22 protein-coding genes are annotated in these 25926 nt (G+C 64.6%); 14 read left to right on the top strand and 8 right to left on the bottom strand.

All coding sequences use genetic code 11. The annotated features are described in order from the left end of the window. Positions 1 to 84 precede the first annotated feature (84 nt). From ACO2Q9_RS00600 to ACO2Q9_RS00555, 10 genes are all read left to right on the top strand, one after another. On the top strand, positions 85 to 2589 hold the full coding sequence (locus ACO2Q9_RS00600) for a DNA internalization-related competence protein ComEC/Rec2 (protein WP_423307247.1): 2505 nt from the start codon (positions 85 to 87) through the stop codon (positions 2587 to 2589). Next, positions 2583 to 4064 (top strand): circularly permuted type 2 ATP-grasp protein, encoded by a 1482-nt coding sequence (locus tag ACO2Q9_RS00595; protein ID WP_423307245.1) that lies wholly within the window; start codon positions 2583 to 2585, stop codon positions 4062 to 4064. The genes ACO2Q9_RS00600 and ACO2Q9_RS00595 overlap by 7 nt, the downstream gene beginning before the upstream one ends. A 4-nt stretch (positions 4065 to 4068) precedes the next feature. Continuing rightward, entirely contained in the window at positions 4069 to 5028 is a 960-nt protein-coding gene (locus tag ACO2Q9_RS00590) for an alpha-E domain-containing protein (protein WP_423307243.1), read from the top strand. Beyond that, positions 5025 to 5453, top strand: a complete 429-nt coding sequence (arfB, locus tag ACO2Q9_RS00585) for an alternative ribosome rescue aminoacyl-tRNA hydrolase ArfB (RefSeq protein ID WP_423307241.1) — start codon at positions 5025 to 5027, stop codon at positions 5451 to 5453. Before ACO2Q9_RS00590 ends, arfB begins: the two co-directional genes overlap by 4 nt. A 315-nt stretch (positions 5454 to 5768) precedes the next feature. After that, complete coding sequence (locus ACO2Q9_RS00580) at positions 5769 to 6875, top strand: type I restriction endonuclease (protein WP_423307239.1); 1107 nt, start codon at positions 5769 to 5771, stop codon at positions 6873 to 6875. A gap of 467 nt (positions 6876 to 7342) precedes the next feature. Continuing rightward, on the top strand, positions 7343 to 8146 hold the full coding sequence (locus ACO2Q9_RS00575; RefSeq protein ID WP_423307237.1) for an NAD-dependent epimerase/dehydratase family protein: 804 nt from the start codon (positions 7343 to 7345) through the stop codon (positions 8144 to 8146). 12 nt (positions 8147 to 8158) lie between these two features. Further along, entirely contained in the window at positions 8159 to 9061 is a 903-nt protein-coding gene (locus ACO2Q9_RS00570; protein WP_423307235.1) for an SMP-30/gluconolactonase/LRE family protein, read from the top strand. Between the two features lie 34 nt (positions 9062 to 9095). After that, positions 9096 to 10070, top strand: a complete 975-nt coding sequence (locus ACO2Q9_RS00565) for a TRAP transporter substrate-binding protein (RefSeq protein ID WP_423307233.1) — start codon at positions 9096 to 9098, stop codon at positions 10068 to 10070. A 21-nt stretch (positions 10071 to 10091) separates the two neighbouring features. Continuing rightward, positions 10092 to 10580 (top strand): TRAP transporter small permease, encoded by a 489-nt coding sequence (locus ACO2Q9_RS00560; RefSeq protein ID WP_423307231.1) that lies wholly within the window; start codon positions 10092 to 10094, stop codon positions 10578 to 10580. Beyond that, positions 10577 to 11872, top strand: a complete 1296-nt coding sequence (locus ACO2Q9_RS00555) for a TRAP transporter large permease (RefSeq protein ID WP_423307230.1) — start codon at positions 10577 to 10579, stop codon at positions 11870 to 11872. The genes ACO2Q9_RS00560 and ACO2Q9_RS00555 overlap by 4 nt, the downstream gene beginning before the upstream one ends. On the opposite strand, the gene ACO2Q9_RS00550 is transcribed toward ACO2Q9_RS00555, so the two are convergent. The 7 genes from ACO2Q9_RS00550 to ACO2Q9_RS00520 all read right to left on the bottom strand — a co-directional run bounded on the left by ACO2Q9_RS00550 (position 11856) and on the right by ACO2Q9_RS00520 (position 19804). Beyond that, a complete protein-coding gene (locus ACO2Q9_RS00550; RefSeq protein ID WP_423307228.1) occupies positions 11856 to 12713 on the bottom strand; it encodes an aldose 1-epimerase in 858 nt (285 codons plus the stop codon). The two genes, ACO2Q9_RS00555 and ACO2Q9_RS00550, sit on opposite strands and share 17 nt — an antisense overlap. Positions 12714 to 13026: 313 nt before the next feature. Next, a complete protein-coding gene (locus ACO2Q9_RS00545) occupies positions 13027 to 13173 on the bottom strand; it encodes a hypothetical protein (RefSeq protein ID WP_423307226.1) in 147 nt (48 codons plus the stop codon). A gap of 70 nt (positions 13174 to 13243) precedes the next feature. Further along, positions 13244 to 14584 carry an MFS transporter gene (locus tag ACO2Q9_RS00540; protein WP_423307224.1) on the bottom strand — a complete coding sequence of 447 codons (1341 nt, stop codon included), beginning with the start codon at positions 14582 to 14584 and terminating at the stop codon, positions 13244 to 13246. 86 nt (positions 14585 to 14670) lie between these two features. After that, positions 14671 to 15804: a lytic murein transglycosylase B gene (gene mltB, locus ACO2Q9_RS00535; RefSeq protein ID WP_423307222.1), complete on the bottom strand. Its 1134-nt coding sequence runs from the start codon at positions 15802 to 15804 to the stop codon at positions 14671 to 14673. 21 nt (positions 15805 to 15825) lie between these two features. Beyond that, positions 15826 to 17844, bottom strand: coding sequence for a transglutaminaseTgpA domain-containing protein (locus ACO2Q9_RS00530; protein WP_423307220.1), 2019 nt, complete (start codon positions 17842 to 17844; stop codon positions 15826 to 15828). Continuing rightward, positions 17838 to 18863: a DUF58 domain-containing protein gene (locus tag ACO2Q9_RS00525; protein WP_423307218.1), complete on the bottom strand. Its 1026-nt coding sequence runs from the start codon at positions 18861 to 18863 to the stop codon at positions 17838 to 17840. The genes ACO2Q9_RS00530 and ACO2Q9_RS00525 overlap by 7 nt, the downstream gene beginning before the upstream one ends. A 20-nt stretch (positions 18864 to 18883) precedes the next feature. After that, positions 18884 to 19804: an AAA family ATPase gene (locus tag ACO2Q9_RS00520; RefSeq protein ID WP_423307216.1), complete on the bottom strand. Its 921-nt coding sequence runs from the start codon at positions 19802 to 19804 to the stop codon at positions 18884 to 18886. Positions 19805 to 19857: 53 nt separating this feature from the next. Between ACO2Q9_RS00520 and ACO2Q9_RS00515 the strand changes: the two genes are divergently transcribed. Further along, positions 19858 to 20817, top strand: coding sequence for a histone deacetylase family protein (locus ACO2Q9_RS00515; RefSeq protein WP_423307214.1), 960 nt, complete (start codon positions 19858 to 19860; stop codon positions 20815 to 20817). A gap of 6 nt (positions 20818 to 20823) precedes the next feature. Then, entirely contained in the window at positions 20824 to 22116 is a 1293-nt protein-coding gene (locus ACO2Q9_RS00510) for a mechanosensitive ion channel family protein (protein WP_423307212.1), read from the top strand. Positions 22117 to 22137: 21 nt separating this feature from the next. Here the strand turns inward: ACO2Q9_RS00510 and ACO2Q9_RS00505 are convergent, their stop codons facing one another. Then, positions 22138 to 23934 carry a FecR domain-containing protein gene (locus tag ACO2Q9_RS00505; RefSeq protein ID WP_423307210.1) on the bottom strand — a complete coding sequence of 599 codons (1797 nt, stop codon included), beginning with the start codon at positions 23932 to 23934 and terminating at the stop codon, positions 22138 to 22140. Positions 23935 to 24186: 252 nt separating this feature from the next. Between ACO2Q9_RS00505 and ACO2Q9_RS00500 the strand changes: the two genes are divergently transcribed. Together ACO2Q9_RS00500 and ACO2Q9_RS00495 are read left to right on the top strand one after the other, a co-directional pair. Next, the gene (locus ACO2Q9_RS00500; RefSeq protein WP_423307208.1) at positions 24187 to 24936 is read left to right on the top strand and encodes an electron transfer flavoprotein subunit beta/FixA family protein; all 750 of its coding nucleotides are present in this window, start codon (positions 24187 to 24189) and stop codon (positions 24934 to 24936) included. 17 nt (positions 24937 to 24953) lie between these two features. Continuing rightward, positions 24954 to 25898, top strand: coding sequence for an electron transfer flavoprotein subunit alpha/FixB family protein (locus ACO2Q9_RS00495; protein ID WP_423307206.1), 945 nt, complete (start codon positions 24954 to 24956; stop codon positions 25896 to 25898). Positions 25899 to 25926 lie beyond the last annotated feature (28 nt).

Below are 25926 nucleotides of genomic sequence, written 5' to 3'. Positions count from 1 at the left end.
CTCGGAAAGCATGGAAACACGGCCATCCTAGCAAGTCCCGAGCCAGTCGGCATGAAGAAATGATGGCGCGTTGTGCTCCGCTGCATGCATTTTCACGAGACAAACAACGACTGGCCCACCGATGCGTTGTGGCCGGCCATGGTGGGTTGGGTTGCCGGTACTGCCATCCATCTTCAGTTGGCATCACTCCCCAACCCGGTTGTGCTGACGCTTTGGCTGATCGCGGGTGTGCTGGGCTGGCTTTGCGCGTTGTTTTGCGCGTCGAAGTGGCGTGGCCCGCAGTCCGGGCATCGGCGGCAACGACGGCAATGGCTGGGTGTGGTCGTGATCCTGCTGGCACAGGTCGCGTTGGCGTTCTCGCTTTGCGGTTTGCGCGCCAGTCATTTCGCGTCCGGGGCGCTGCCTGCAGCGCTGGAGGGGCAGGACCTGCGCATCGTGGGCGTCGTGGCTGCCATGCCGCAACGGCAGGAGGACGGCACTCGCATGCGATTCGACGTCGAGCACGCGACGCTGCGCGGGCAAGTCGTGCGGCTTCCGCCACTGATCGATATCGGCTGGTATGCGCAGGGTGCCGCGCAGCCCGTGCCGGAGTTGGTCGCAGGCGACCGGTGGGAGCTCACCGTGCGGCTCAAGCGGCCGCACGGTCATCGCAATCCGCATGGCGTCGACTACGAACTCTGGCTCTGGGAGCAGGGCGTGCAGGCCAACGGTTATGTCCGCACGGGGGCGGGCGACAACCCGCGCCGGCTCGCAAGCTCATGGTCGAAGCCGGTCGAGCGGCTGCGGCAATCCGTGCGTGACGACATCCTGGCCGCGGTGGACAGCCCGCGTGCCGCCGGCGTGGTGGCTGCTTTGGCTGTGGGCGACCAGCGCGCCATCGAGCGCGCGGACTGGGACGTCTTTCGTGCAACCGGTGTTGCGCATCTCATGAGCATTTCCGGACTGCATATCACGATGTTTGCCTGGCTGGCCGCAGCGGTGACGGCAGTGCTGTGGCGGCGATCGGCGCGTCTTTGCCTGGTCTTTCCTGCGCCCTTGGCGTCACTGGTGCTGGGCGTGTCGATGGCTGCGGCATACGCCGTTTTCAGTGGTTGGGGCGTGCCCTCGCAGCGCACCGTGCTGATGCTGGCCACCGTGGCGCTGCTGCGCCTGTGCGGTCGGCGCTGGCCGTGGCCGCATGTGTGGCTGCTGGCGTGTTGCGTGGTGCTGGCGGTGGATCCGTGGGCGCTGCTGCAGGCGGGCTTCTGGCTGAGCTTCGTCGCAGTGGGTGTGCTTTTCGCGACGGATCCTGGAGGCGGGCACAAAGCCCTCCAGGGCGCGGCAGCTGACAACTCGACCGGCAGCCTGCTGCACGCATTCCGGGAGCGCGCCTGGCAGCTGCTGCGCGAGCAATGGATCGTCACGCTGGCGCTTGCCCCGCTGGGTCTGCTTCTTTTCCAGCAGATGTCGGTGGTGGGGCTGCTGGCCAACCTGATCGCGATTCCCTGGGTCACGCTGCTGGTGACGCCGCTCTCGTTGGCGGGCTGCTTGTGGGCGCCGTTGTGGGTGGCTGCTGCCGGTTGCGTGCAGGCGTTGGGTTGGCTGCTCGGTCAGATGGCCGCATGGCCGCTGGCGACGTTCTCCATGGCGGCTTCGCCGTGGTGGGTCGGCGCGGCCGGGGTGCTCGGCGGTGCTGTGCTGGTCATGCGCTTGCCCTGGGTGCTGCGCATGCAAGGGGTGGTGCTTCTGCTTCCCCTCGTGCTGTGGCAGCCGGCAAGACCGGCGCAGGGCCAGTTCGAACTGATCGCCGCCGATGTCGGGCAGGGCAATGCGGTGCTCGTGCGGACGGCGGCGCACACGCTGGTCTACGACACCGGCCCGCGTTTCTCGCGCGAGTCCGACGCCGGGCATCGGGTACTCGTTCCGCTACTGCGCGCCCTGGGCGAGCGGGTGGACCGGGTCGTCCTCAGCCATCGCGACATCGACCACACCGGCGGCGCGCCTGCGGTGTTGGCGATGCAGCCGCAGGCCGACCTGTATGCGTCCATCGAGCCGGAGCATGAGTTGCAGGCCATCCGCCCGGCCACACGCTGCGAAGCCGGGCAGCAATGGACCTGGGACGGCGTGCGCTTCGAGATGCTGCATCCCCAGCCGCAGGACTATGAAGCCCGTGCGAAATCGAATGCGCTGTCGTGCGTGTTGCGGATTTCGTCAGGCGGCGCGGCCGCCCTTCTGGCCGGCGACATCGAGCTGGCCCAGGAGCGGGCGCTGGTGGCCAGCGATGCGGACCTCAAGGCCGACGTGCTGCTGGTGCCACATCACGGCAGCAAGACATCGTCTTCACCCGCCTTCATCTCGGCGGTTGCTCCAACGCTGGCCGTGGTGCAGGCGGGCTACCGCAACCGCTTCGGACACCCGGCGCCGGAAATACGCGAGCGCTACGAATCGCAGGGTATCCATGTCGCCACCAGCCCCGAGTGCGGTGCCGCACGATGGGCATCATCCGCGCCCGGGCAACTGCATTGCGAGCGCAACGTCGCGCGCAGATATTGGCATCATGAGGCCCGAAAATTGCTATCCTGTCGTCAGGAGAAAAGCGATCCATGCTGAAATTCGATGAAATGCACGACGCTGCCGGCAGCGTGCGGGACCACTACAAGGGATACGACAAGTGGCTGGCGCGGCAACCCGCCGACGTGATGCGGGCCCGGCGCGACGAAGCGGAAATGATCTTCCGCCGTGTGGGCATCACCTTCGCGGTCTACGGTGCCAAGGACGAAGACGGTTCCGGCACCGAACGCCTCATCCCGTTCGACCTCATCCCCCGCATCATCCCGGCCCATGAATGGTCGAGCATGGAAAAAGGGCTCGTGCAGCGCGTCACGGCGCTCAACCGCTTCATCCACGACGTCTACCACGACCAGGAAATCATCAAGGCCGGCGTCGTGCCTGCCGAGCAGATCGTCAACAACGCGCAGTTCCGCCCCGAGATGGTCGGGGTGACGGTGCCCAACCAGATCTACTCGCACATCGCCGGCATCGACATCGTGCGCGCCCCCAATGCCAAGGGTGACGGCGAGTATTACGTGCTCGAAGACAACCTGCGCGTGCCCAGCGGCGTGAGCTACATGCTGGAGAACCGCAAGATGATGATGCGGCTCTTCCCCGAGCTGTTCAGCCAGAACCATGTGGCACCGGTCGCCCATTACCCCGACCTGCTGCTCGAAACCCTGCGCGCTTCCGCACCGCCGGCCACGGCCGAGCCCACCGTCGTGGTGCTGACGCCCGGCATGTACAACAGCGCCTACTTCGAACACGCCTTCCTCGCCCAGCAGATGGGTGTGGAACTGGTCGAAGGGCAGGACCTGGTCGTCAAGGACAACTTCGTCTGGATGCGCACCACGCGCGGCCTGAAGCGCGTGGACGTGATCTACCGCCGTGTGGACGACGACTTCCTCGATCCCGAAGTATTCCGCCCGACCTCCACGCTCGGCGTGGCCGGGCTGATGAAGGCCTACAAGGCCGGCAACGTGACGGTGTGCAACGGCGTGGGCACGGGTGTGGCGGACGACAAGTCCATCTACCCGTACGTGCCCAGGATGATCGAGTTCTACCTGGGCGAAAAGCCCATCCTGAACAACGTGCCCACGTACATGTGCCGCAACCCGGAAGACCTGAAATTCACGCTGGCCAACCTCAAGGACCTGGTCGTCAAGGAAGTGCACGGCGCAGGCGGCTACGGCATGCTGGTCGGCCCGGCAGCGACGAAGGCCGAGATCGAGGACTTCCGCAAGGCCGTGGAAGCCAACCCCAGCGGCTACATCGCGCAGCCCACGCTCAGCCTGTCGAGCTGCCCGACCTTCGTCGAATCCGGCATTGCGCCGCGCCATATCGACCTGCGACCCTTCGTGCTCTCGGGCAAGGAGGTGCAGATGGTGCCCGGCGGCCTGACCCGCGTGGCATTGAAGGAAGGTTCGCTCGTCGTGAACTCGTCACAGGGCGGTGGTACCAAGGACACCTGGATCCTCGAAGACGGGCTGTATCCGTCCCAGAGCCAGAGCCAGTCACAGCAGGCAAGGAGCTGAAGTCATGTTGTCCCGTACCGCCGACCACCTTTTCTGGATGTCCCGATACACCGAGCGCGCCGAGAACACCGCGCGCATGCTCGACGTCAACTACCAGACCTCGCTGCTGCCGCAATCCGCCGCCGTCGCGCAGATGGGCTGGCAGGGTCTGCTGTCCATCAGCGAGCTGCTGCCGTCGTACAACGCCAAGTACGGCGAGATCGTTCCGCAGGACGTGATGGAGTTCATGGTGAAGGACGAGAACAATCCCTCGTCCATCATTTCGTGCCTGCGCGCTGCACGCGAAAACGCGCGGGCGGTGCGCGGCTCGCTCACCACCGAGACGTGGGAGACGCAGAACCAGACCTGGCTCGAAGTGAACCGCATGCTCAAGAGCGGCGAGTTCGAACGCGACCCTGGCCAGTTCTTCGAATGGGTGAAGTTCCGCTCGCACCTCTCGCGTGGCGTGACCGTGGGCACCATGCTCATGGACGAAGCGCTGTACTTCATGCGCATGGGCACCTTCCTCGAACGCTCGGACAACACCGCGCGGCTGGTGGACGTGAAGTTCCACGCCGTGCAGAGCGACTTCTTCGGCGCCGCCAGCGAGAAGGACCAGGAGTACGACTTCTATCACTGGAGCGCGATCCTGCGCAGCGTCTCGGGCTTCGAGATCTACCGCAAGGTGTACCGCGACGTGATCAAGCCCGAGCGTGTGGCGGAACTCCTGATCCTGCGCCCGGACATGCCGCGTTCTCTTGCCGCCAGCCTGAACGAAGTGGTGAGCAACCTCGTGATGGTGGCGGAAGACCCGACCAGCGAAACGCTGCGCCGTGCCGGCAAGCTGCGCGCCGACCTGCAGTACGGCCGCATCGACGAGATCCTCGCCACCGGGCTGCATGCATTCCTCACGCAGTTCCTCGACCGCGTGAACGAACTGGGCACGCGCATCAGCCGCGAGTTCCTGGTGCCGGTGACGGCTTGACGCGAGGCAGCGCTCGCCAGCCGCTCGTCGCGCTGGCGGCGGATGAGATCGAACTCACCGCCATCCGCGCGCAGGGCGCGGGCGGGCAGAATGTCAACAAGGTGTCGAGCGCGATCCACTTGCGCTTCGACATCCGCGCTTCGTCGATTCCAGAGGACATCAAGGCCCGGCTGCTGGCACTGGATGACCAGCGGATCACGGAGCAGGGCGTCGTCGTCATCAAGGCGCAGACGCAGCGCAGCCAGTTGCTGAACCGGGCGGAAGCCATCGAGCGTTTGCAGGAACTGGTGGACAGCGTGGCCGTCGTGCGGAAGAAGCGCAAGGCGACGAGGCCAACGCTGGCTTCGAAAGTGCGGCGGCTGGAAGGCAAGGCTTCGCGCAGCGGCGTGAAAAGTCTGCGTGGGCGGGTTCGTGGGGATGACTGATTTCCCCGGTCGTTTGTTGCGCGCGGCCTGAGAGGCCGGGGTAAACAGCTCCGCGAATGTCCCCCGCCGCTCCAGCGGCTCCTCCTTTATTTCGCTGCGCCGTTCACCCCGGCCTCTCAGGCGGGAGGCGTGGTGGAGATCGGGAAAGCATTCGTTAGGATGTTTGGTTGTCGTCTGCAATTCGGACTGGTCAATGTCCTGCTCGGTTAAGCCCGCAAAAGTGGCCGTTCTGACTGAGAACTTTTTGCTTGCCTTGGCGAGCACTCCTGTTGACAATTCGTGCGTCAAAACACGAAAACACTGGAGAGGGATTGCATGGACTTCATTGACCAGCTCAGGGCTTTGTCATCGCGCGTGGCGGATGCGAAAGAGAAAATCAGCACTGAGGAGGCGACCAAGAATGCGATGGTCATGCCCTTCATTCAATTGCTCGGGTACAACGTATTCGACCCGAATGAAGTTACTCCCGAGCTGGTTGCAGATGTGGGCACGAAGAAGGGCGAGAAGGTCGACTACGCCATCTTGAAAGATGGCAAGCCCATCATGCTGTTCGAGTGCAAGAAGAGCGGCGGAGACCTCCACATCAATCATGCTTCGCAGTTGTTCCGCTACTTCCACGTCACCGAAGCTCGATTCGGCGTACTCACCAACGGCCTGACGTATCGCTTCTTCACTGACCTTGAAAAGCCGAACAAGATGGATGAGAAGCCATTCTTCGAGTTCAACATCCTTGATTTCCGTGAGCAAGAGGTCGAAGAACTGAAGAAGTTCGCGAAGTCCGCGTTCGACCTCGAGAACATCCTCACGACAGCCAACCATCTGAAGTACACGAGGGCCATCCAGAACACGCTCAATGATTGGATGATCAACCCGCCCGAAGATTTCGTGCGACTCGTGTCCGCTGAGTTCCTGGTCGGAAAGCAGTTCCGCAGCACTGTGAAGGATCAGTTCACGCTCATCACGAAGCGAGCTTTCCAGCAGCTAATCGGCGACAAGATCAATGAACGCCTGAAGGGAGCCATGAGCCCCGAGCCGACACTTGCGCCAGCGGAACTGGAGAATGCGGGCGAACCTGCGCCTGTCCCAGAGGGCGCAGAGCCATCCGCTCTCGAAGTGGAGGCATTCCAGATCATTCGCGCCATCGTCCGTCCTCTGGTGAAGCCTTCAAGAGTCAGCATTCGAGACGCTGCGAGTTACTGTGCGATCTTGTTCGACGACAACAATCGACGCCCGATCTGCCGCCTGAGGTTCAACAATGAGAATCGACTGATTCTCGGCTTGTTCGACGACAACAAAGAGGAAGAGCGCATCGCGTTGGCTAGCGTGGATGACATCTTCGATCACGCCGACCGACTGAAGTCTGCTGTTGCCGGGTACTTGAATCCAAACCCGAAAGAGGCCGGAGAGCAGACACCGGCCTGATGTCAGCTAGCGTTTTTCGATGAAGCGAAATTCCGTCTAAGGCGGATGGACGCAGTCTGTTTCACTGGCGCTCGATCTACAAAAGCTGGGCTTCACGCAAACCCGCGTGAAGGCCTAGCCTAGCCCGATGGCGGCAGGCGTTCTCGCCTCTCGAGTTCCACGCAAGTCCCGGAGCGGGGCGGTAGCGGTGCCTGCCGCAGCGAAATAAAGGAGGAGCCGCTGGAGCGGCGGGGGACATTCGCGGAGGCAGGTACCGCTGCCGCCCCGCGCTCGTCAGCAAGCCTAGAACCAAGTAGAAACCCGTATTTTGTTGTAAGTCATCGTACAACACGAGTGCGAATTCCTATCTAGTAAGCCGGGCTCGCCCAGCAGCCGGATTTGTCCTGTTGACAGACGAAATCGAGCATGCTGATAATCGCGACCGTAGTTGTACGACAACTGATCACATAACAACGCGACAAAGAGACATGAGCAACGAACAACGAATGAACCGGCTGCTGCTCACGGGGGCGGCTGGCGGGCTGGGCAAGGTGTTGCGGGAGCGGCTGGCACCGATGGCGCGTACCCTGCGCGTTTCCGACATTGCCGACATGCAACCCGCGCAGGGCCACGAGGAGCTGGTCGTCTGCGACCTCGCCGACAAGGCCGCAGTGGACCGGCTCGTCGAAGGCTGCGACGCCATCGTGCATCTGGGCGGCATTTCCGTGGAGCGGCCGTTCGAGCAGATCCTCGAAGCCAACATCAAGGGCATCTTCCACCTCTACGAAGGCGCGCGCCGCCACGGCGTGAAGCGCGTGGTGTTCGCCAGCTCCAACCACGTCATCGGCTTCTACAAGCAGACAGAGCGCATCGACGACAGCGCGAAGCGCCGGCCCGACGGGTACTACGGCCTCTCCAAATCCTTCGGCGAAGACGTCGCGCAGTTCTACTTCGACCGCTGGGGCATCGAGACGGTGAGCATCCGCATCGGCTCGTCGTTTCCCGAGCCGGTGAACCGCCGCATGATGAGCACGTGGCTGAGCTATCGCGACCTCACGACGCTGGTGGAGAAGTCGCTCTTCACGCCGCATGTGGGCCACACCGTGGTGTATGGCGCGTCGGCCAACCGCGATGTGTGGTGGGACAACTCGGGTGCGGCGCACCTGGGCTTCGTGCCGCAGGACACGTCCGAGGTGTTCCGCGACAAGGTAGAGGCGCAGCCACCCGTGGCGCCCACCGATCCCAATGCGATCTACCAGGGCGGCGCCTTCACGGCCCAAGGCCCTTTCTGAAGCTGGGGCGATATGAGCCAGCCGCAAGCCGAACTCGTTCTCGACGTACGCAATGGCACCGGTGAAAGCCCGGTGTGGGACGCGCGCGAGCAGGCGCTGTACTGGGTGGACATCCCGTGGCGCCGGCTGTACCGGTGGCAGCCCGGTGGTAAGGCCCAATGCTGGGAGGCGCCGCAGATGATCGCGTGCATTGCGCGGCGGCGGAGCGCGACGAACGAGTGGATCGCCGGGTTGGAGACGGGTGTGTTCACCTTGGCGCCACAAGCCGATGGCACGCTTTCTACGACCTTGATTGCACCCGTCGCGCACGCCATGACACCGATGCGCTTCAACGACGGCCGCTGCGACCGGCAAGGCCGCTTCTGGGCCGGCACGATGGCACTGGACATGGCGGGCGCGCACAGGGTAGGGCGCGTGTACCGCTTCGACGGTGCGTCGTCATCGCCCGTCGCCGCGCAGTTCGACGACTTCATCGTGCCCAACGGCCTTGCGTTCAGCCCCGACGGGCGGACGATGTACCTGTCGGACTCGCATCCGGTCGTGCAGAAGGTCTGGGCGTTCGACTACGACACCGACACGGGCATGCCCACCCATCGACGCCTCTTCGCCGACATGCAGCCGCTGCCCGGACGCCCCGACGGCGCGGCCATCGACACCGACGGCTGTTACTGGATTTGCGGCAACGACGCGGGTCTGGTGCACCGCTTCACACCCGACGGCAAGCTCGACCGCTCGCTCGCCGTGCCGGTGAAGAAGCCCGCCATGTGTGCGTTCGGCGGTGCGAACCTCGACACGCTTTATGTCACCTCCATCCGGCCCGACAACATCGATCTGTCGGACCAGCCGCTTGCAGGCGGCGTCTTCGCATTGCGGCCCGGTGCACAGGGTGTGCCCGAGCCGGAAGCCGTTCTCTAGAAAACCATTCACCACCAACGAAAGAGGAAGACAAATGAAACTCAAGCAGACCCTGCGCCGCAGCCTGATCGGCCTGGCCGTCATGTTCGCCGTCGGCGCGCAGGCCATGGAATTCCGCTCGTCGGACATCCACCCCGACGGTTACCCGACCGTCGACGCGGTGAAGTTCATGGGCGAACGCCTGAAGGTGCTCACCAACGGCAAGCACTCGATCCGCGTATTCAACAACAGCGCGCTGGGCAACGAGAAGGACACCATCGAGCAGACGAAGATCGGCGCGCTCGCCATGACGCGCGTGAACATCGCGCCGATGAATAACATCTGCGCCGAGACGCAGGTGCCTACCATGCCCTTCCTGTTCCGCAGCAAGGACCACATGCGCAAGGTGCTGGACGGCCCGATCGGCGAGGAAATCCTCGCGTCGTGCGCGCCGCAGGGCTTCATCGGCCTGGCCTACTACGACAGCGGCGCGCGTTCGATCTATACCGCCAAGAAGCCGGTGCGCACGCTGGCCGATGCCAAGGGCATGAAGATCCGCGTGCAGCAGTCCGACCTGTGGGTCTCCCTGCTCGAAGCCATGGGTGCCAACGCCACGCCGATGCCGTTCGGTGAGGTCTACACCGCGCTCAAGACCGGCCTGGTCGACGGTGCCGAGAACAACTACCCGTCGTACGAGAGCTCGCGTCACTTCGAAGTCGCCAAGTACTACTCGGTGACCGACCACTCCATGGCACCCGAGATGCTGCTGTTCTCCAAGCGCACCTGGGACACGCTGTCGGCCGACGACCAGAAGGCGATCCGCCAGGCTGCGAAGGAGTCGGTGCCCTTCATGCGCAAGCTGTGGGACGAACGTGAAGAGAAGTCGCTCGCGATGGTGAAGTCCGGCGGTGCCGAGATCATCCAGGTCGACAAGGCTTCCTTCCAGAACGCGATGAAGCCGGTGTATGACAAGTTCATCACCGACGCCAAGCTCAAGGACCTGGTGCGCCGCATCCAGGACACCAAGTAAGGCCACGCGTCCAGTCCATCCATGTACACACGCATCTGCCGCAGGCTCGCCAGGGCCTGCATGTGGCTGGGCATTGCCGGCATCATCGCGCTCATCTGCGCGGTGAGCTGGCAGGTGTTCGGTCGCTATGTCCTGAACAACACGCCGACCTGGGCCGAGAGCCTCGCGCTGCTGATCGTGCTCTACGTCACCATGCTCGGCACCGCCGTGGGCGTGCGTGACGCGGGGCACATCGGCCTCGAATCGTTCCTCGTCCTCGCGCCGGAGAAGTTGCGCCTGAAGATGGAATACCTCATCCATCTGTGCATCCTCGCGTTTGGCGCCGCCATGGCCTGGAACTGCGCGTCGCTCGCGCTGTCGGTCTGGAGCTACCGGCTGCCGACCCTCTGGATTTCCGAAGGATGGAAGTACGTCCCGGCCGCCGTCAGTGGCGTGCTGATCGTGATGTTCTCCGTCGAACACATCATCGCCCTGGCCAAGGGCCAGGACGTCGAACCGAGCTGGTCATGACCGTTCCTCTTCTCGTTCTCTCACTCAGTTTCGTCGGGTTCCTCGTACTCGGTGTGCCTGTGGCTTTCGCCATCGGCCTCTCGGCCCTGGCCACGCTGCTCTACGAAGGCCTGCCCCTCGCGGTGGGCTTCCAGCAGATGACCTCGGGCATGAGCATCTTCTCGTTTCTTGCGATTCCGTTCTTCATTTTTGCCGGTGAGCTCATGCTCTACGGCGGCATTGCCGACCGCATCGTCAACTTCGCGCGCAATCTCGTCGGGCATGTGCGTGGTGGCCTCGGCATGTCCAACGTGGTGGCCTGCACGCTGTTCGGCGGCGTGTCCGGCTCGCCGGTGGCCGACGTGTCGGCCATGGGCGCGGTGATGATCCCGATGATGAAGAAGGAGGGTTACCACGCCGACTACGCGGTCAACGTGACCACGCACGCGGCACTGGTCGGTGCGCTCATGCCCACCAGCCACAACATCATCATCTATTCGCTCGCTGCGGGCGGCAAGGTGTCCATTGCCGCGTTGATCCTGGCTTGTCTGGTGCCTGCAGCGGTGCTGACCATCAGCAATCTTGCGGCCGCTTATCTCGTGGCGGTCAAGCGCGGCTATCCGGCCGGCAGCTTCCCGGGCTGGGAAATTGTGGCGCGTTCGTTCGCGGCGGCGCTGCCGGGCCTGTTCGTGGTGGTGCTGATCCTCGGCGGCATCCTGTCGGGCGTGTTCACGGCGACGGAGTCTGCGGCGGTGGCCGTGCTCTATGCGCTGGCGCTCACGGTGTTCGTGTATCGCACGCTCAAGTGGGAGCACTTCATCAAGGCGGCGGCGAAGGCGGTGCGCACGACAGGGGTGATCCTGCTGCTCATCGGCATCTCGAGCACCTTCGGCTATCTCATCAGCCTCTACGGCGTCGCCGAACTCACCGGCAAGATGCTCTCGCAGATCACGACGACGCCGTGGATGATCTTCCTGCTCATCAACGTCATCCTGTTCGTGCTCGGCACGTTCCTGGACATGGCGGCGACCATCCTGCTCTGCACACCGATTTTCCTGCCGATCGCGCAGCAGTACGGCATGACCTCGGTGCAGTTCGGCGTGGTGATCCTGATCAACTGCGCGCTCGGTCTCAATACACCGCCGGTGGGCACGACGCAGTTCGTCGGCTGTGCGATCGGTGGCGTGTCGGTCGGGACGGTGATGCGGACGATCTGGCCGTTCTACGGCGCGCTGATCTTTGCGTTGGGGCTGTGCACCTTTGTGCCGGCGTTCTCGACCTGGCTGCCGGGCTTGTTCATGTCGGTGAGGTGAGCGACATCAGCAGCGTCATGTGCGCCTGAATTGATCCACCAGCCGCCAGTGTGCGAACGCCGAGCTCATCGGCGTTCGCCTTGTCGAACGCGTTGTTGACATGACTCACCGGTTCGATCGCAATGAAGTCCCGCGTGTCATTGGTGAAGACGACGAGGCGTGACAGGTCGCTGCGGATGCGTGTGACCAGCACCTCGTCGCCCAGCACCGCTTCACCGGGCCAGCCGTCGAAGCAGTGATCGACATCGAGCGACGCGCACCGGGCATCGATGCCGGTCACGTTCCTGCGCTGCGTCGGCAGCTTGTCTGCACCCATCTCCCAGCGACCTGATGCAGCGAAGCGCAAGTGGCTGCCAGGTCGCTTGATGAAATAGGGATGCCAGCCGAGACCGGCTGGGGCAGGGCGACTGTCGTCGCTGGTGAGTGTCATCTGCACTTCGAGCTTGCCGTCAGCCAGACCGAAGCGTTGTTCGGCGCGGTACGCGAACGGCCAGCTTGGGTCACCACGATGGGTGTGCGAGAGCGTGAGATGCGCGGGCGATGAATCCACGATGTCCCACGCGCGCTGCCAACCGACGCCGTGAATGGCGTGCGGCTCGGGCGGATTGTTCGCGGACAGGCGATGCTCTTCATCTTGCCAGTGCAGCACGGCGTTGCCGATGCGATTGGAATACGGCACCAACGGATAGCAACCCGACTGCCGCGAGGTCGCGAGCGATTCCGGTGGAGGCGAACGCAGCACCGCATGGCCCGCGTGCCAGAGACCTGCAATGCACGCACCCATGTCCGTGCGGATGATGCAATGCGTATCGCCTGCTGTCAGTTGGTGTATGGATGTCAACCGCTGCTCCTCGTTGCTTTTTTTGGCTGTGGCGTGAGTCTATTCAGCAAGCACTGGGCTGGATGGGTGGTGCTGCCTGAGAGGCCGCCGTAAACGACTCCGCAGGGATGAAAGGGGGCGCTACATCACGTACGTATGGGCCTCGCTGATTGCTGGCTCCACACTTCAACTTGGAGCTGAGCGCTTCGTCGGCTTGCAATACGGCACCATTGCCGCGATCTCGGTAGGCCCAAGACATACCGAAACATCACAAAGATGACCGCGCCAAAGAATGGAAAAACGGGCCGTTGCACGCGATTGCCCGGGCCGCCGCTCACTTGTTCTTCAGTTTGCCCTTGGGCATGACGGTCGTGGTTGGTGGTATCGGTCGGGTCGAGGTGCTCGATGACTCCTGCGGCGGGCTGGTGTTCTTCTTCGGCTTCTTCGCCATCTTGTTGCTGCGTTGATCGCCTTTGGCCATGGTCGCTCCTTGTTGACGAACTGAATGTAACCCGGTCGCGCTGACCGGGCGCCGTCGATGCCGCGAAAGCTCAGCGACGCTCTGTAGTCGGCTGCCAGCCACGCGAAGAGAACGGCAGCAGGCCCAGCACCAGCCCCAGCAGCGCCAGCGCAGCAACGTAGTGTCCGGGCGCCATCGGGTCCTTCTGCACCCACAGCGTGATGATCACCGGCGTCAGGCCGCCGAAGATGGCGTACGACATGTTGTACGCGAATGAGAGGCCGGTGAAGCGCACGGCCGGCGGGAAGGCGCGAACGCCGACGATCGGCGTCGTGGCGATGGAGCCGACGAAGAGGCCGACGAGGCCGTAGTACATGAACAGCGACGTCGTCGTCCCCGGCAAGCCGCTGTAGAACAGGTAGCTGGTGACGATCAGGCCGCCCCAGCCGATGATCATCACTGCGCGCGTGCCGATGCGGTCCGTCGCCCAGCCGACGATCACGCAGCCGATGGTGAGCATCAGCGTGGCGAGCGCATTCGCTTCGAGTGCGATCGCTGCGGGGATGTGATGCACCTTCTGCAGGTACGTCGGCGTGTACAGCACGACGACCACGATGGCGGCCGACAGCACCCATGTCATCAGGCCCACCACCACGCTTGCGCCGCGATGCTCGCGCAGGATGGTCTTGAGCGGAAGTTCAGCCGCGACCGTGCGGCGCTCGGCGAGCTCCTTGAACACCGGGGTCTCCTGCAGGAAGCGGCGCAGGTACACCGACACCAGACCGAACACGCCACCCAGGATGAACGGGTAACGCCACGTGCCACCCAGGATTTCTTCGGGCGTGAAATGCGTGTTGATGAACACGGCCACCAGCGAACCCAGCAGGATGCCGCCGGTGATGCCGGCCGTCAGCGTGCCGACACCCAGGCCGTAGCGATGCCTGGGCACGTGCTCGGCGACGAACACCCACGCACCCGGCATTTCACCGCCGATGGCAGCGCCCTGCAGCACGCGCATGGCCAGCAGCAGCAGCGGTGCAGCCACGCCGATGGCAGCGTAGGTGGGCAGCAGGCCGATGATGAGCGTGGGCGCGGCCATCAGGAAGATGGACAGCGAGAACATGCGCTTGCGGCCGAGCTTGTCGCCGAAGTGCGCAATGATGATGCCGCCCACCGGACGGGCCAGGTAGCCTGCCGCGAAGATGCCGAAGGTCTGCAGCAGGCGCAGCCAGTCGGGCATGTCGGTCGGGAAGAACAGCGCGCCCAATACGGCAGCGAAGAAGACGTAGATGACGAAGTCGTAGAACTCGAGCGTGCCGCCCAGTGCGGAGAGGGCCAGGGTCTTGTAGTCGTCGCGTGTGAGCGGGCGCGCGGGTGCAGGCGAAGATGCCGGCGGCGCATTGGCGCCTGCTGTCGTATTCAGGATGTTCATGGCAAAGCGACCCGCGAGTCTAGGGAAAACCCTCTGTCAGTGCCTGACGAGGGCCTTGCGGTCGCTGACAGGCCGCTGACGCAGGCTCAGCGCTGCATGGCCTCGGCCACTTCGCGGCCGAGTTCGATGACCGCCATCGCGTAGTAGCTGCTCCAGTTGTAGCGCGTGATCACGTAGAAGTTTTCGGTGCCGGCCACGTAGCTCGGTGCATCGCCGCCGTTCTGCAGTTCGATCAGCGCGAACTTGCCGGTGTGCCTGAGTGCATCGCCCTCGATCACTGCGCCCTTGGCGACGAAGCCTTCCGCGCTGAAGGTCGGCAGGATGTCGGGTGCCATGAGTGTTTCCATGTCCAGACGCGATGTGTCGAAGCGCACGGGGTAGTGCGTGGGCATGCCGGTCTGCCAGTTGAACGCCTTGAAGTAACTCGCCACCGAACCGATGACGTCGGCAGGGCTGCCGCGCAGGTCGATGGTGCCGTCGCCGTCGAAGTCCACCGCATAACGCACCCAGCTGCTGGGCATGAACTGCGGCATGCCCATGGCGCCGGCGTAGCTGCCCAGAGGTTTCATCGGGTCGTTGCCGGTGCGGCTTTGCAGGCTGAGGAACTGCTCGAGTTCGCTGCGGAAGAATTCGCTGCGTTCACGTGCACGCGGATGGGCGGAAGGAAAGTCGAAAGCCAGTGTGGTCAGCGCGTCGATCACGCGGAAGCTGCCCATCTGCTGGCCGTAGATGGTCTCCACACCGATGATGCCGACGATGATGGAGGCAGGCACGCCGTACTCTTCTTCTGCGCGCGCCAGTGTGTCGGCGTTCTCGCGCCAGAAGCGCACGCCGGCCGCAATGCGGACCGGGTCGATGAAACGGCTGCGGTACACGCGCCAGTTCTTGGGCGTGCCCACGGGCGGCGGCGACATCAGGCGCGGGATGGACGGGATCAGGCGGGCCTGGCCGATGGCCTGGCGCACCCAGTCACGGTCGAGGTCGCGGCGCGAGGCGAGGTCGTCGGCGAAGGTCATGGCGTCGGCACGCGTCGAGTAGGGCACGCCGGTGTTGCGCGTTGCCGTGCTGGCGGGCTTGACCTTGGACGGCGTGGCTTTTTTTGCCTGCGACTGGCCGAATGCAGGCGAACCGGCGAGGCCGGCGAGAAGCCCCGCCATGAGGGCAGTTGCAGAAAGACCGAGCGCCACGCAACGCGGCGCCTTCGAGGCAATGGATCGCATCAGGGAAATCAGGAAAAAAGATCAGGCCCGGGGCCAGATGATCAGTTTGAACTCGCGTCTCAGTGTAGCGAGCGCGGTGCGATTGTCGTGCTTCGAGGCAGAGGAAATTGTTGAATAACGTTGCGCCTCGAGGCGCAGCAGCCAGTCGTGGGCAGGCCTGGCGTCGTCGCCGAACTGCGCGATCGCCATGCGGGCCAGTTGCCGCGGTGGGCTGGTGGGCGCGACCTTGAGGCCGGCCTTGCGCAGGTTCGACTGCGCCCGCCACAAGAGGCGCAGCCACGGGTCATGCCGGCGCTTTTCCCACAAGGCCCAGGCACCGCCCGCAATGCTTGCGCCGACCAACAGGGCGATCAGCAGGTACACGAGGTCTTCCCAGCCGGGCGACTGGAAGCCGAAGTTCTTCAGCAGATTCAGCTGGTTGCTCTGCGTGTAATTCAGGATCCACTGGTTCCAGCCGTTGTTGAGTGCTTCCCACGAGGCGCGCATGCGCAGCAGCAGGCCGGGGCTTACGGCATCAACGGCGGTGGCGAACACGTTGCGCGGTGGCGTGAGCCGGTTGAATGACCCGATCCGCGAAGGTGAGACCGCGGCGGTCGGGTCAACACGCACCCAGCCCTGGCCGCTGATCCACACCTCGGCCCACGCATGTGCATCCGACTGGCGGATGACCCAGTAGCCGTCGACGCCGTTGAGCTCGCCCCCTTGATAGCCTGTCACGATGCGGGCAGGCACGTCCATGGCGCGCATCAGCAGCACGAATGCAGAGGCGATGTGCTCGCAGAAGCCTTGCTTGCGGTCGAACCAGAATTCGTCGGCGGAGTGCTGGCCGTACGTGCCGGGCTCGAGCGTGTAGACGTAGCCGCCGGTACGCAGGCGCTGCAGCACGGCGTCCACCAGCTTCATGTTGTCCGTGGTCAGGCCAACGGTGTTGCGGATTTCGTTGGCCAGTTCGCGCGTGCGCGGGTTGAAGCCGTCGGGTAATTGCTGATAGGCGGCGAGGCCTGGCGCGAAGCGCGTGGGGCCGTGACGGAAGTCGGGGTAGCTCTCGGCGCGGTAGCGCAAGAGGTCGGTCACCGCGCGGTTGGTGGTCCACTGGAGTTCCGGCGACATCGCTGACTCGTAGCCCGGCACACGCGGCTCACGCGTTGCGGCCTCCAGCACGAAGATCCATGGCCTGCGGCTGGGCTCCATCGTCACTTCATAGCGATAAGGTTCGCCAGCGACCTGGAGCTCGGAGGCCATCGGGAATCGCTGCGAGAAGCGGGAGTTCGATGCCGTCCATTCCCGCCCGTCGTAGGTGCCCAGCACAGGGCCGCGGAAATAGAGCGAATCCTGTCGCGGCGGTTGTCCGTCGAAGCGGATGCGCAGGGCGATGCTATCGTCGAGCACGAGGCTCGCCATCGCGCCCACCTCCATGGTGGAAGACAGGCCGCTTCGCCCGGCCATCGCGTCGCCGGGTACGCCCCACAGCGGCGCGAACCGCGGGAACAGCACGAACAGCACGGCCATGATGGGCGCGCCGAGCAAAGCCATCCAGCCCGCCGTGCGCGCGGCGCGCGCCAGCGAGGGCCGGCCGACCGGCATGTGCGCATTGACCAGCGCAGTGAGCAGCCCCAGTAGCGCGATGAGCATGGCGGCGGCGGTGAGCAGTGACTGCGAGAAGAAGAAATTGGTGAGCATCACGAAGAAGCTCAGGAAGAACACGACGAAGGCATCGCGCCGCGCGCGCAGTTCGAGTGTCTTGAGTGCGAGCAGCACCACGGTGAGCGTGACGCCGGCGTCGCGGCCGAGCAGGGTACGGTGCGTGTACAGCGTGGCGGCCACGGTGACGGCGAGCAGCGCCACCACCCACCAGGTACTCGGGAGCGGGCGGCTGCCCCATGCGAGCAGGCCACGCCAGACCAGAACGCCACCTGCCAGCAGGCTGCACCACAGCGGCAGGTTGCCGATCTGCGGCAGCACGACCCACGCGATGACCAGCAACAGGAACAGCGTGTCGCGGCTGTCGCGGGGCAGCGTGGCAAGGCGCCGCATCAGCATAGGGCCAGCGCCTCCAGACAACGACGGCGATGCGCTTCGCCACTGGCGGGCTTGATCTGCAGGCCGGGCACGCGAAGCCCGTAGTCCACGCCGAGGCGGTCGGCCATCATCACCCACGCGCACAGGCGCGAGAGGCGCGCCTCGGGGTCTGCGAGGCCTGCCTGAGCGTAGTCGAGCCAGAGTTCGTGACGCTGGGCCTGTTGGGCGTCGCGGCTCACGAGCTCGCCGGAGCCGGTTGCGAACGCGTTCGCCGCCTTCTTCCAGACCACGAGCTTCATCGGGTCGCCGCGACGATAGCTGCGCACGCCGTCAAACTCGCCGGTGGTCGCGGTGACGCTCGACGCCGTGGCGCCACCGGCGCGCGGTTCACCCGGCGGCAATGGCGGAGGTGTGGCTTCCGCTGCCGGGTAGACAAGCACCTGCGCGGCGGGTCGCCAGATGGTCCACACGCGGAACGTACCGAGCGGGAAGCGCGTCTCCGCCGTGAGCACCGGGACGGCGTGCAGGCCGCGCCGGGTCGGGCGGAACGCGATCTGCACCGAACTGCTGCCTTCCGGTGGGACGTCGGCCCAGGCCCAGTGGCCACTGTCCAGCACGGCAAGCCCGATGCCGTAGCGGGTCTGTCGTCGGGTGCTGTCCAGCTTGATCTGCAACGGCGCGTTGCCGCCGGCAAAACATGGATCGGGTGGGCGCAGGGTCAGCGTGAGACCGCGCAGTGTGCCGTGGCACAGGTGCATGCCGACGGCCGCGCTGCCGGCCAGCAGGAAGGTCAGCAGATAGCCGAGATTGAGCTGGTAGTTGATGGAGGCGATGAGCAGCAGCAGCAACGTGAACGCGAGCATCAGCCCCGGCTTGGTAGGCAGGATGTAGACGTTGCGTTGCGTCAGCACGGCGGTGTCCGACAGCGGCAGCCGCGCCTGCCACCAGCGCTGGAACCGGGCGCGCACGTGCGCGAGCGGCCGCGTGAGCGGGTTGGGCAACGCATCTGGCAAAGATTTCAGGGCGGCGGCGTGGGCCATGCGCTCGTTCCTGCGACGCGTCAGGGCAGGGGAACCGATTCCACCATGGCGCGCACCTGCTCGACGGGCCCGCGACCTGCGTCGCTCACCGGCACGAGGCGGTGCGCGACGGTCTGCGGCAGGACGGACTGCACATCGTCCGGCGCCACGTAGTCACGACCGGCGAGGAGCGCCTGCGCCTTGGCTGCACGCACCACGGCGATGCCCGCGCGGGGCGACAGGCCTTGCAGGAACCACTGGCCCGAGCGAGTGGCGGAGATCAGGTCCTGCACGTAGTCGAGCAGCGGCCCGGCGGCATGGATCTGCAGCACCTGCTGCTGGATCTGCATGAGTTCATGGGGTGTCACAACGGCGGGCAGGGAATCGACCAGGTCGCGCCGGTCGGCGCCGCCCAGCAACTCGCGCTCCGCCGCGCGGTCCGGGTAGCCGATGGAAATGCGCATGAGGAAACGGTCGAGCTGCGACTCGGGCAGGGCGAAGGTGCCCAATTGATCGTGGGGGTTCTGCGTTGCGATGACGAAGAAGGGCGTGGGCAGCGGCCGCGTTTCGCCTTCCACCGTGACCTGCTTTTCTTCCATGGCTTCGAGCAGCGCGCTCTGTGTCTTGGGGCTGGCACGGTTGATTTCGTCGGCCAGCAGCACCTGTGCGAAAACCGGGCCGGGATGGAACACGAAGGCCTGCTGGTTGCGTTCGTAGATCGACACGCCCGACAGGTCGCTGGGCATCAGGTCGGCGGTGAACTGCACGCGCGAGAACTGCAGGCCGAAACTGCGTGAGAGCGCGTGCGCCAAGGTGGTTTTGCCGACGCCCGGAACGTCCTCGATCAGCAGGTGGCCACCGGCCAGAAGGCATGCCACGCAGTCCTGGACCTGGGGCTTTTTGCCCACGATCACCGTGTTAAGCTGATTGAGAAGGGCCTTGAGTTTTTCTTGTGCGTCCATGGCGTTTACATCTTGATGCAGCGACGTTAGCCGAAAATCAGAGACATCTGGCAATGACTGTGAATAGAACAGGTTATTTCTCCCACCCCGATTGCCGACGGCACGAGATGGGACCGGGGCATCCGGAATGCCCCGAGCGCCTGGATGTCATCGACGACCGCCTGCTCCTCACCGGTGTGGCCGATGCACTCGACCAGCGAGAAGCGCCAAGTGCGTCGGTGGCTGACCTCGAGTTGGCCCACACCCGCATGCACGTGGCTGCGCTGCGCGGCCTCGGCGACCAACTGGTCGAGGACATGCAGGCCGGTGGTCGCCCCTATGTGCAGATCGATCCCGATACCGCGCTGAACCCGTACACATGGAGCGCAGCCTTGCATGCGGCAGGCGCCGCGGTCGCTGCCACCGATGCGGTGATGGCGGGTGAGATGGAGAACGCCTTCTGTGCCGTTCGTCCGCCGGGGCACCATGCCGGTCGCGCGCAGGCCATGGGCTTCTGCTTCTTCAACAACGTGGCCGTGGCAGCGCTGCACGCGCTCGAGCGGCATGGCCTTTCGCGTGTGGCGGTGGTGGACTTCGACGTCCACCACGGCAACGGCACCGAAAACATCCTGGGCGGTGACGATCGCATCCTGATGGTGGGCTTCTACCAGCATCCGTTCTATCCGAACATCGTGCTGCCGCATCCGTCGCCCAACATGCTGAATTTCCAGGTTCCGGCCTATACGCGTGGCGATGCGATCCGGGAACAGATCGAGAGCCTGTGGATTCCACGGCTGGAAGCCTTCGAGCCCGAGATGATCTTCATCAGCGCTGGCTTCGACGCGCACCGAGATGATGACCTCGGCCAGCTCGGCCTGACCGAGCAGGACTATGTGTGGATCACCTCGCGCATCAAGGACGTGGCGCGGCGCTTCAGCAAGGGCCGCATCGTTTCCTGCCTGGAAGGCGGCTATAACCTCGACGCCCTGGCGCGCAGCGTGGAAGCCCATGTGCGCGTTCTGGCCGATCTCTGAACATTCATGGAACTACTCGCGCTCCAGCGTCTTCTCGAAGATTTCCAGCAATCCAATACCTGGATCGAACTGGCTGTTCTGGCCGGGTGCGTCGCCCTCGCCTGGAGCGTCTGCCGCGTGATCGGTCGCGACCAGCCGAAGGATTCGGTCTGGTTCGGTCGCAACGTGTTCGACGGACTGCTGTTCCCGGTGCTGGCGCTGGCTTTCACCTATGCGGCAACACATGTCGTGGTTCGCTTCCAGCCGCTGGTGGTGCTCAAGGTGGCAGTGCCCATCCTGATCTCGCTGGTGGTCATCCGCTTTTCCGCGCGTGTGCTGACGGCGGTCTTCCCGACTTCCGGCCTGGTGCGGCTCATCGAGCGGCTGGTGTCGTGGCTGGCATGGATTGCTGCCATCCTCTGGGTTGTGGGGTTGCTGCCCGATGTGATGCGCGAGCTCGATTCGATCAAGCTTTCGTTCGGCAAGTCGAGCGTGAGCCTGCGGACGATCATCGAAGGCACCCTGTCGTCGGCGCTGGTGCTGGTCGTGGCCCTGTGGATTTCTTCCACGTTCGAGAAGCGCGTGCTGCGCGAGGCGGTGGAAGACCTGTCGATGCGCAAAGTGGCGGTGAATGCCACGCGCGCTGTGCTGCTGCTGGTGGGCCTGCTCTTCGCTCTGTCGGCCGTCGGCGTGGACCTGACGGCGCTTTCCGTCTTCGGCGGTGCGGCGGGCGTGGGCTTGGGCTTCGGCATGCAGAAGCTCGCCGCCAACTATGTGAGCGGCTTTGTCATTCTGCTGGAGCGCTCGCTGCGCATCGGCGACAACGTGCGCGTGGACAACTTCGAAGGCCGGATCACTGACATCAAGACGCGCTATACGCTCATCCGCGCAGGCAACGGGCGCGAATCCATCGTGCCCAACGAACTCCTGATCACGCAGCGCGTGGAGAACCTCACAGGTGCCGATCTGAAGTTCAACATCACGACCATCATCGTTGTCGGTTACGACAGCGCCGTGGCGCAGGTCCAGCAGATCCTGTGTGAATCTGCCGCCGCCCAGCCGCGCGTGCTGCAGGATCCGGCACCCGTCGCCTTCCTTTCCAACTTCGCGCCCGACGGACTGGAGTTCACACTGAATTTCTGGGTGGCCGACCCTGGCAAGGGCCAGGCCAATGTGCGGTCCGACATCAACATCGCGATCCTCAATGGCCTGCGTACGGCGAAAATCGACATCCCATTTCCGCAGCGTGTGATGCATGTACAGCCGCCACCGGCAGCGCCCGCAGCGGGTGCGCATGCACAGGAAACCTCCTCCGGCTGACGCTTGGCGGCGTGGTGATTGTCAGCGTGCGCCGGGGTGCACGTGCTGGCCTTCGGAGTTCATGAGCGGCCGCTGATCCGAAGTCACGATCCGTCCAGGCACTTCGAGTGTCTGCACAGGCGACCACGGGCCCTCCATGCCGAAATCGTCGAGTTGGCGCACGCGGAGGTGATACGTGCCAGCAGAGGGCGTCGGTCGCTGATGGACGGGGGCCGGGAGCTGGAGGTCCTCCAGGAGATCGGTGAACATCGCGTCGCGCGCAATCTGCAACCGGTAACGCCATGGGCCGCCGGCACCCGGGTTCCATTGCACCGTCAGCTTGTCCGGGTCTTTCATGTCGATGATGGAACGTGCAGGTGCCGGTGGAACCGCCGCGACACTGAACCCGATGGACTGGCTGTAGGGTCCCACGTCCTGCCCGCCTTGCGCGTCGCGCGCCACGGCTGCCACGCGCCAGTGGTAGTCGCCGGGGGTGAGGTTGAAGGTGCCGGCGCACTGCGTGGCATCTTCGGCCGATTGCGCCACCACGTCCGTGAAGCGCGCGTCACGTGCGATCTGGAAGCGGTAGCCGACGAGCCCGCCGGCCTCGGTACAAAGCAGTTCCACCGCGGGCCCGTAGACGCGGGAGCCTTCGCGCGGCTCGCGCAGCAATGGTGCCTGCGGTCGCGTATTGACGGTGAAAGCGCGAACCGATTCGCCGCCCGGAATGCCGCGCTCGTCCATCGCGCGCACGGCCAGCCGATAGACGCCATCTTCGAGCCCGGCAAAGCGGGCGCGCGGCTGCCTGAAGACCGCGTTGCGTTCCACATGTTCGAGTGCGGCATCGCTGGCGATGCGCACCTGCCATGCGCCGGCGCCTGGCAGCACCGGAAGCGCGAACTCGATGAGCGAGATGTCTTCCACGACGGCGGGGAGGGCGGAGAGATCCGGCGCTTCCAGCAACGGTGTTGTCTCGATGGCGTCCTGCCGGCGCGCTGTGACGCGCGTTCCCTGTCCCGCGCGTACGAGGGTGTACGTGGAAGACAGCGCGCCGGGCGCGCTGCCGCGTCCGCCATGGACCGGCAATCGGTGCACCTGGACCGCGCCTTCCTGCACGTCGTTCACGAAGGCGCCGCTCTCGTCCAGCGCAACGCCGAAGGTCGTGCCGCGGACGCCACCCACCGCAAGGGGCGTTCGGACCTCGAAGCGGCTGCGGGGCGAAGACAGGGGTGTGACTTTCGCGTCGACACGCCCGCGCTGCAGCTCGATGGTGGACCTGATTTGGCCTGCCGGTGCGGCGTAGCGCAATTCGCGCAGCTGCACCGCCGTGCCCGAGGGCAGGCGCACGACCGTGCCGTCGGCGAGCCGCAACGTGACGAAGCCCCCTTCGGCGACTTCGATTCGCGCGCCCTCCGGAACCTGCTGACCCACTTGCGCTGGCGAGTGGTCGATCGTGGAGGCACCGGCCACGTGGAGGACCTGCGCGGTCGCCGGTTGGGGACGCATCAGCGCACCCGGGATGACGAGGCGCGTGCCTGGCGTCAGGCGCAGCGGGTCCCGCACCTGGTTGAGCGTCTGGAGTTCACGCCATTGCGACGGATTTTCGAGGTAGTCGCGCGCGAGGCTGTAGAGATTGTCACCGCGCTGGACGATGTGGACCGTGCCGCCGGCGCTTGCGAGTCCTGCGAACGACAAAAGCACGATCGCAGCCGCGTATTGCGCACGTTGCGCACGTTGCGCAGGTGAGGCGGATGGTGCGCGCAGGAATGCGGCGGTGTCCAGGGTGATGTGCACGTTGACGGCGGGTGGATGCGGATGGCGGGGAGTCAATGTAGCCATTGGTTCTCCGGACCGCAGCGCGTTTGACAATGTTTAAAGATTCATCCCCGCACGTGCATGAATTCCGTCGCATCCCTGCATCGGGCGTGGACGAAGGCCTACACTTGCGCTACGCCTCTATAATCCCAATAAAAGCACGATCGTTCTTTTTGTTGCGAGAGCCGCAGCCATCGCGACATAGAATCTGACGTTTACGTAAACGTCAACTCTCAGACGTCAACAGTTTCAATCAACTCTCCAGGAGCGCATGGCATGAAAGTGCTGGTACCCGTGAAACGCGTGGTGGACTACAACGTGAAAGTCCGAGTGAAGTCCGATGGCAGCGGGGTGGACATTGCCAATGTGAAGATGAGCATGAACCCCTTTGACGAGATTGCGGTCGAAGAGGCGGTGCGCCTGAAAGAGAAGGGTGTTGTGACGGAAGTCATTGCTGTCTCCTGCGGCGTGACGCAATGCCAGGAGACGCTGCGCACGGCGATGGCCATCGGCGCTGACCGCGCGATCCTGGTGGAGACGGCCGAAGAGCTGCAGCCGCTGGCCGTGGCCAAGCTGCTCAAGGCCCTTGTGGACAAGGAGCAGCCCTCGCTCGTGATCCTGGGCAAGCAGGCGATCGACGACGACGCCAACCAGACGGGCCAGATGCTCGCTGCCCTGGCCGACCTGCCGCAAGCGACGTTTGCCAGCAAGGTCGAAGTCGACGGCGACAAGGTCAAGGTCACCCGTGAAGTGGACGGCGGTCTGGAGACGCTGGCGCTCACGCTGCCGGCGGTCATCACGACCGACCTGCGCCTCAATGAGCCGCGCTACGTCACGCTGCCCAACATCATGAAGGCCAAGAAGAAGCAGCTGGATACCGTCAAGCCCGAAGACCTGGGCGTGGACGTGAAGCCGCGCCTGAAGACGCTGAAGGTGACGGAGCCTGCGGGCCGCAAGGCCGGCATCAAGGTGCCGGACGTGGCCACGCTGGTGGACAAGCTCAAGAACGAAGCCAAGGTTATCTGAGGAAGCAGGAGAAATACATGTCCACTCTCGCAAATGCTCTCGTTGTGGCAGAACACGACAACGCTTCCATCAAGCCCGCCACGCTCAACACCGTGACGGCCGCTGCCGCTTGCGGTGGTGATGTCCATGTGCTGGTCGCTGGTCACAATGCGGCGGAAGCCGCCAAGGCCGCCAGCCAGATCGCTGGCGTCACCAAGGTCATCCACGCCGATGGCGAAGGCTTCGCCCACGGCCTGGCCGAGAACGTCGCGGCGCAAGTCCTCGCGATTGCCGGCAACTACAGCCACATCCTGTTCCCGGCCACGGCCAGCGGCAAGAACGTGGCACCTCGCGTCGCCGCCCGGCTGGACGTCGCGCAGATCAGCGACATCACCAAGGTCGATGCTGCCGATACTTTCGAGCGCCCGATCTACGCCGGTAACGCCATCGCCACGGTGCAGAGCGCTGATGCCACCAAGGTGATCACGGTGCGCACCACGGCCTTCGACCCGGCAGCAGCCACCGGCGGCAGCGCGGCCATTGAAACGCCCGCAGCCGCTTCCGGCAACGGCAAGAGCAGCTTCGTGGGCTCGGAAATCGCCAAGAGCGAACGCCCCGAACTCACCGCCGCCAAGATCATCGTCTCCGGTGGCCGGGCGCTGGGCAGCTCGGAGAAGTTCAATGAAGTGATGACGCCGCTGGCCGACAAGCTGGGCGCTGCCATCGGCGCCAGCCGCGCTGCGGTGGACGCGGGCTACGCGCCCAACGACCTGCAGGTGGGCCAGACGGGCAAGATCGTGGCGCCGCAGCTGTACATCGCAGCGGGCATCTCGGGGGCCATCCAGCATCTGGCCGGCATGAAGGACTCCAAGGTGATCGTGGCGATCAACAAGGACCCGGAAGCCCCGATCTTCAGCGTGGCCGACTACGGGCTGGAGGCCGACCTGTTCACTGCAGTGCCCGAACTGGTGAAGGCGCTGTAAGACACAGCGGCCCGAAGGCATCGCCCCG

Origin of the sequence: Variovorax sp. VNK109 (genome assembly GCF_049445855.1) — a bacterium.
In the GTDB taxonomy this organism is placed as follows: domain Bacteria; phylum Pseudomonadota; class Gammaproteobacteria; order Burkholderiales; family Burkholderiaceae_C; genus JAGOCV01.
The sequence above is the reverse complement of the archived record's forward strand: the minus strand, read 5'-3'. Positions and strand labels throughout refer to the sequence as shown.

Coding starts and splice junctions, on each gene's coding strand:
- ACO2Q9_RS00600 (WP_423307247.1), top strand. CDS start 85: ATGCATTTTCACGAGACAAACAACGACTGGCCCACCGATGCGTTGTGG.
- ACO2Q9_RS00595 (WP_423307245.1), top strand. CDS start 2,583: ATGCTGAAATTCGATGAAATGCACGACGCTGCCGGCAGCGTGCGGGAC.
- ACO2Q9_RS00590 (WP_423307243.1), top strand. CDS start 4,069: ATGTTGTCCCGTACCGCCGACCACCTTTTCTGGATGTCCCGATACACC.
- ACO2Q9_RS00580 (WP_423307239.1), top strand. CDS start 5,769: ATGGACTTCATTGACCAGCTCAGGGCTTTGTCATCGCGCGTGGCGGAT.
- ACO2Q9_RS00575 (WP_423307237.1), top strand. CDS start 7,343: ATGAGCAACGAACAACGAATGAACCGGCTGCTGCTCACGGGGGCGGCT.
- ACO2Q9_RS00570 (WP_423307235.1), top strand. CDS start 8,159: ATGAGCCAGCCGCAAGCCGAACTCGTTCTCGACGTACGCAATGGCACC.
- ACO2Q9_RS00565 (WP_423307233.1), top strand. CDS start 9,096: ATGAAACTCAAGCAGACCCTGCGCCGCAGCCTGATCGGCCTGGCCGTC.
- ACO2Q9_RS00560 (WP_423307231.1), top strand. CDS start 10,092: ATGTACACACGCATCTGCCGCAGGCTCGCCAGGGCCTGCATGTGGCTG.
- ACO2Q9_RS00555 (WP_423307230.1), top strand. CDS start 10,577: ATGACCGTTCCTCTTCTCGTTCTCTCACTCAGTTTCGTCGGGTTCCTC.
- ACO2Q9_RS00545 (WP_423307226.1), bottom strand. CDS start 13,173: ATGGCCAAAGGCGATCAACGCAGCAACAAGATGGCGAAGAAGCCGAAG.
- ACO2Q9_RS00540 (WP_423307224.1), bottom strand. CDS start 14,584: ATGAACATCCTGAATACGACAGCAGGCGCCAATGCGCCGCCGGCATCT.
- mltB (WP_423307222.1), bottom strand. CDS start 15,804: ATGCGATCCATTGCCTCGAAGGCGCCGCGTTGCGTGGCGCTCGGTCTT.
- ACO2Q9_RS00530 (WP_423307220.1), bottom strand. CDS start 17,844: ATGCTGATGCGGCGCCTTGCCACGCTGCCCCGCGACAGCCGCGACACG.
- ACO2Q9_RS00525 (WP_423307218.1), bottom strand. CDS start 18,863: ATGGCCCACGCCGCCGCCCTGAAATCTTTGCCAGATGCGTTGCCCAAC.
- ACO2Q9_RS00520 (WP_423307216.1), bottom strand. CDS start 19,804: ATGGACGCACAAGAAAAACTCAAGGCCCTTCTCAATCAGCTTAACACG.
- ACO2Q9_RS00515 (WP_423307214.1), top strand. CDS start 19,858: ATGACTGTGAATAGAACAGGTTATTTCTCCCACCCCGATTGCCGACGG.
- ACO2Q9_RS00510 (WP_423307212.1), top strand. CDS start 20,824: ATGGAACTACTCGCGCTCCAGCGTCTTCTCGAAGATTTCCAGCAATCC.
- ACO2Q9_RS00505 (WP_423307210.1), bottom strand. CDS start 23,934: ATGGCTACATTGACTCCCCGCCATCCGCATCCACCCGCCGTCAACGTG.
- ACO2Q9_RS00500 (WP_423307208.1), top strand. CDS start 24,187: ATGAAAGTGCTGGTACCCGTGAAACGCGTGGTGGACTACAACGTGAAA.
- ACO2Q9_RS00495 (WP_423307206.1), top strand. CDS start 24,954: ATGTCCACTCTCGCAAATGCTCTCGTTGTGGCAGAACACGACAACGCT.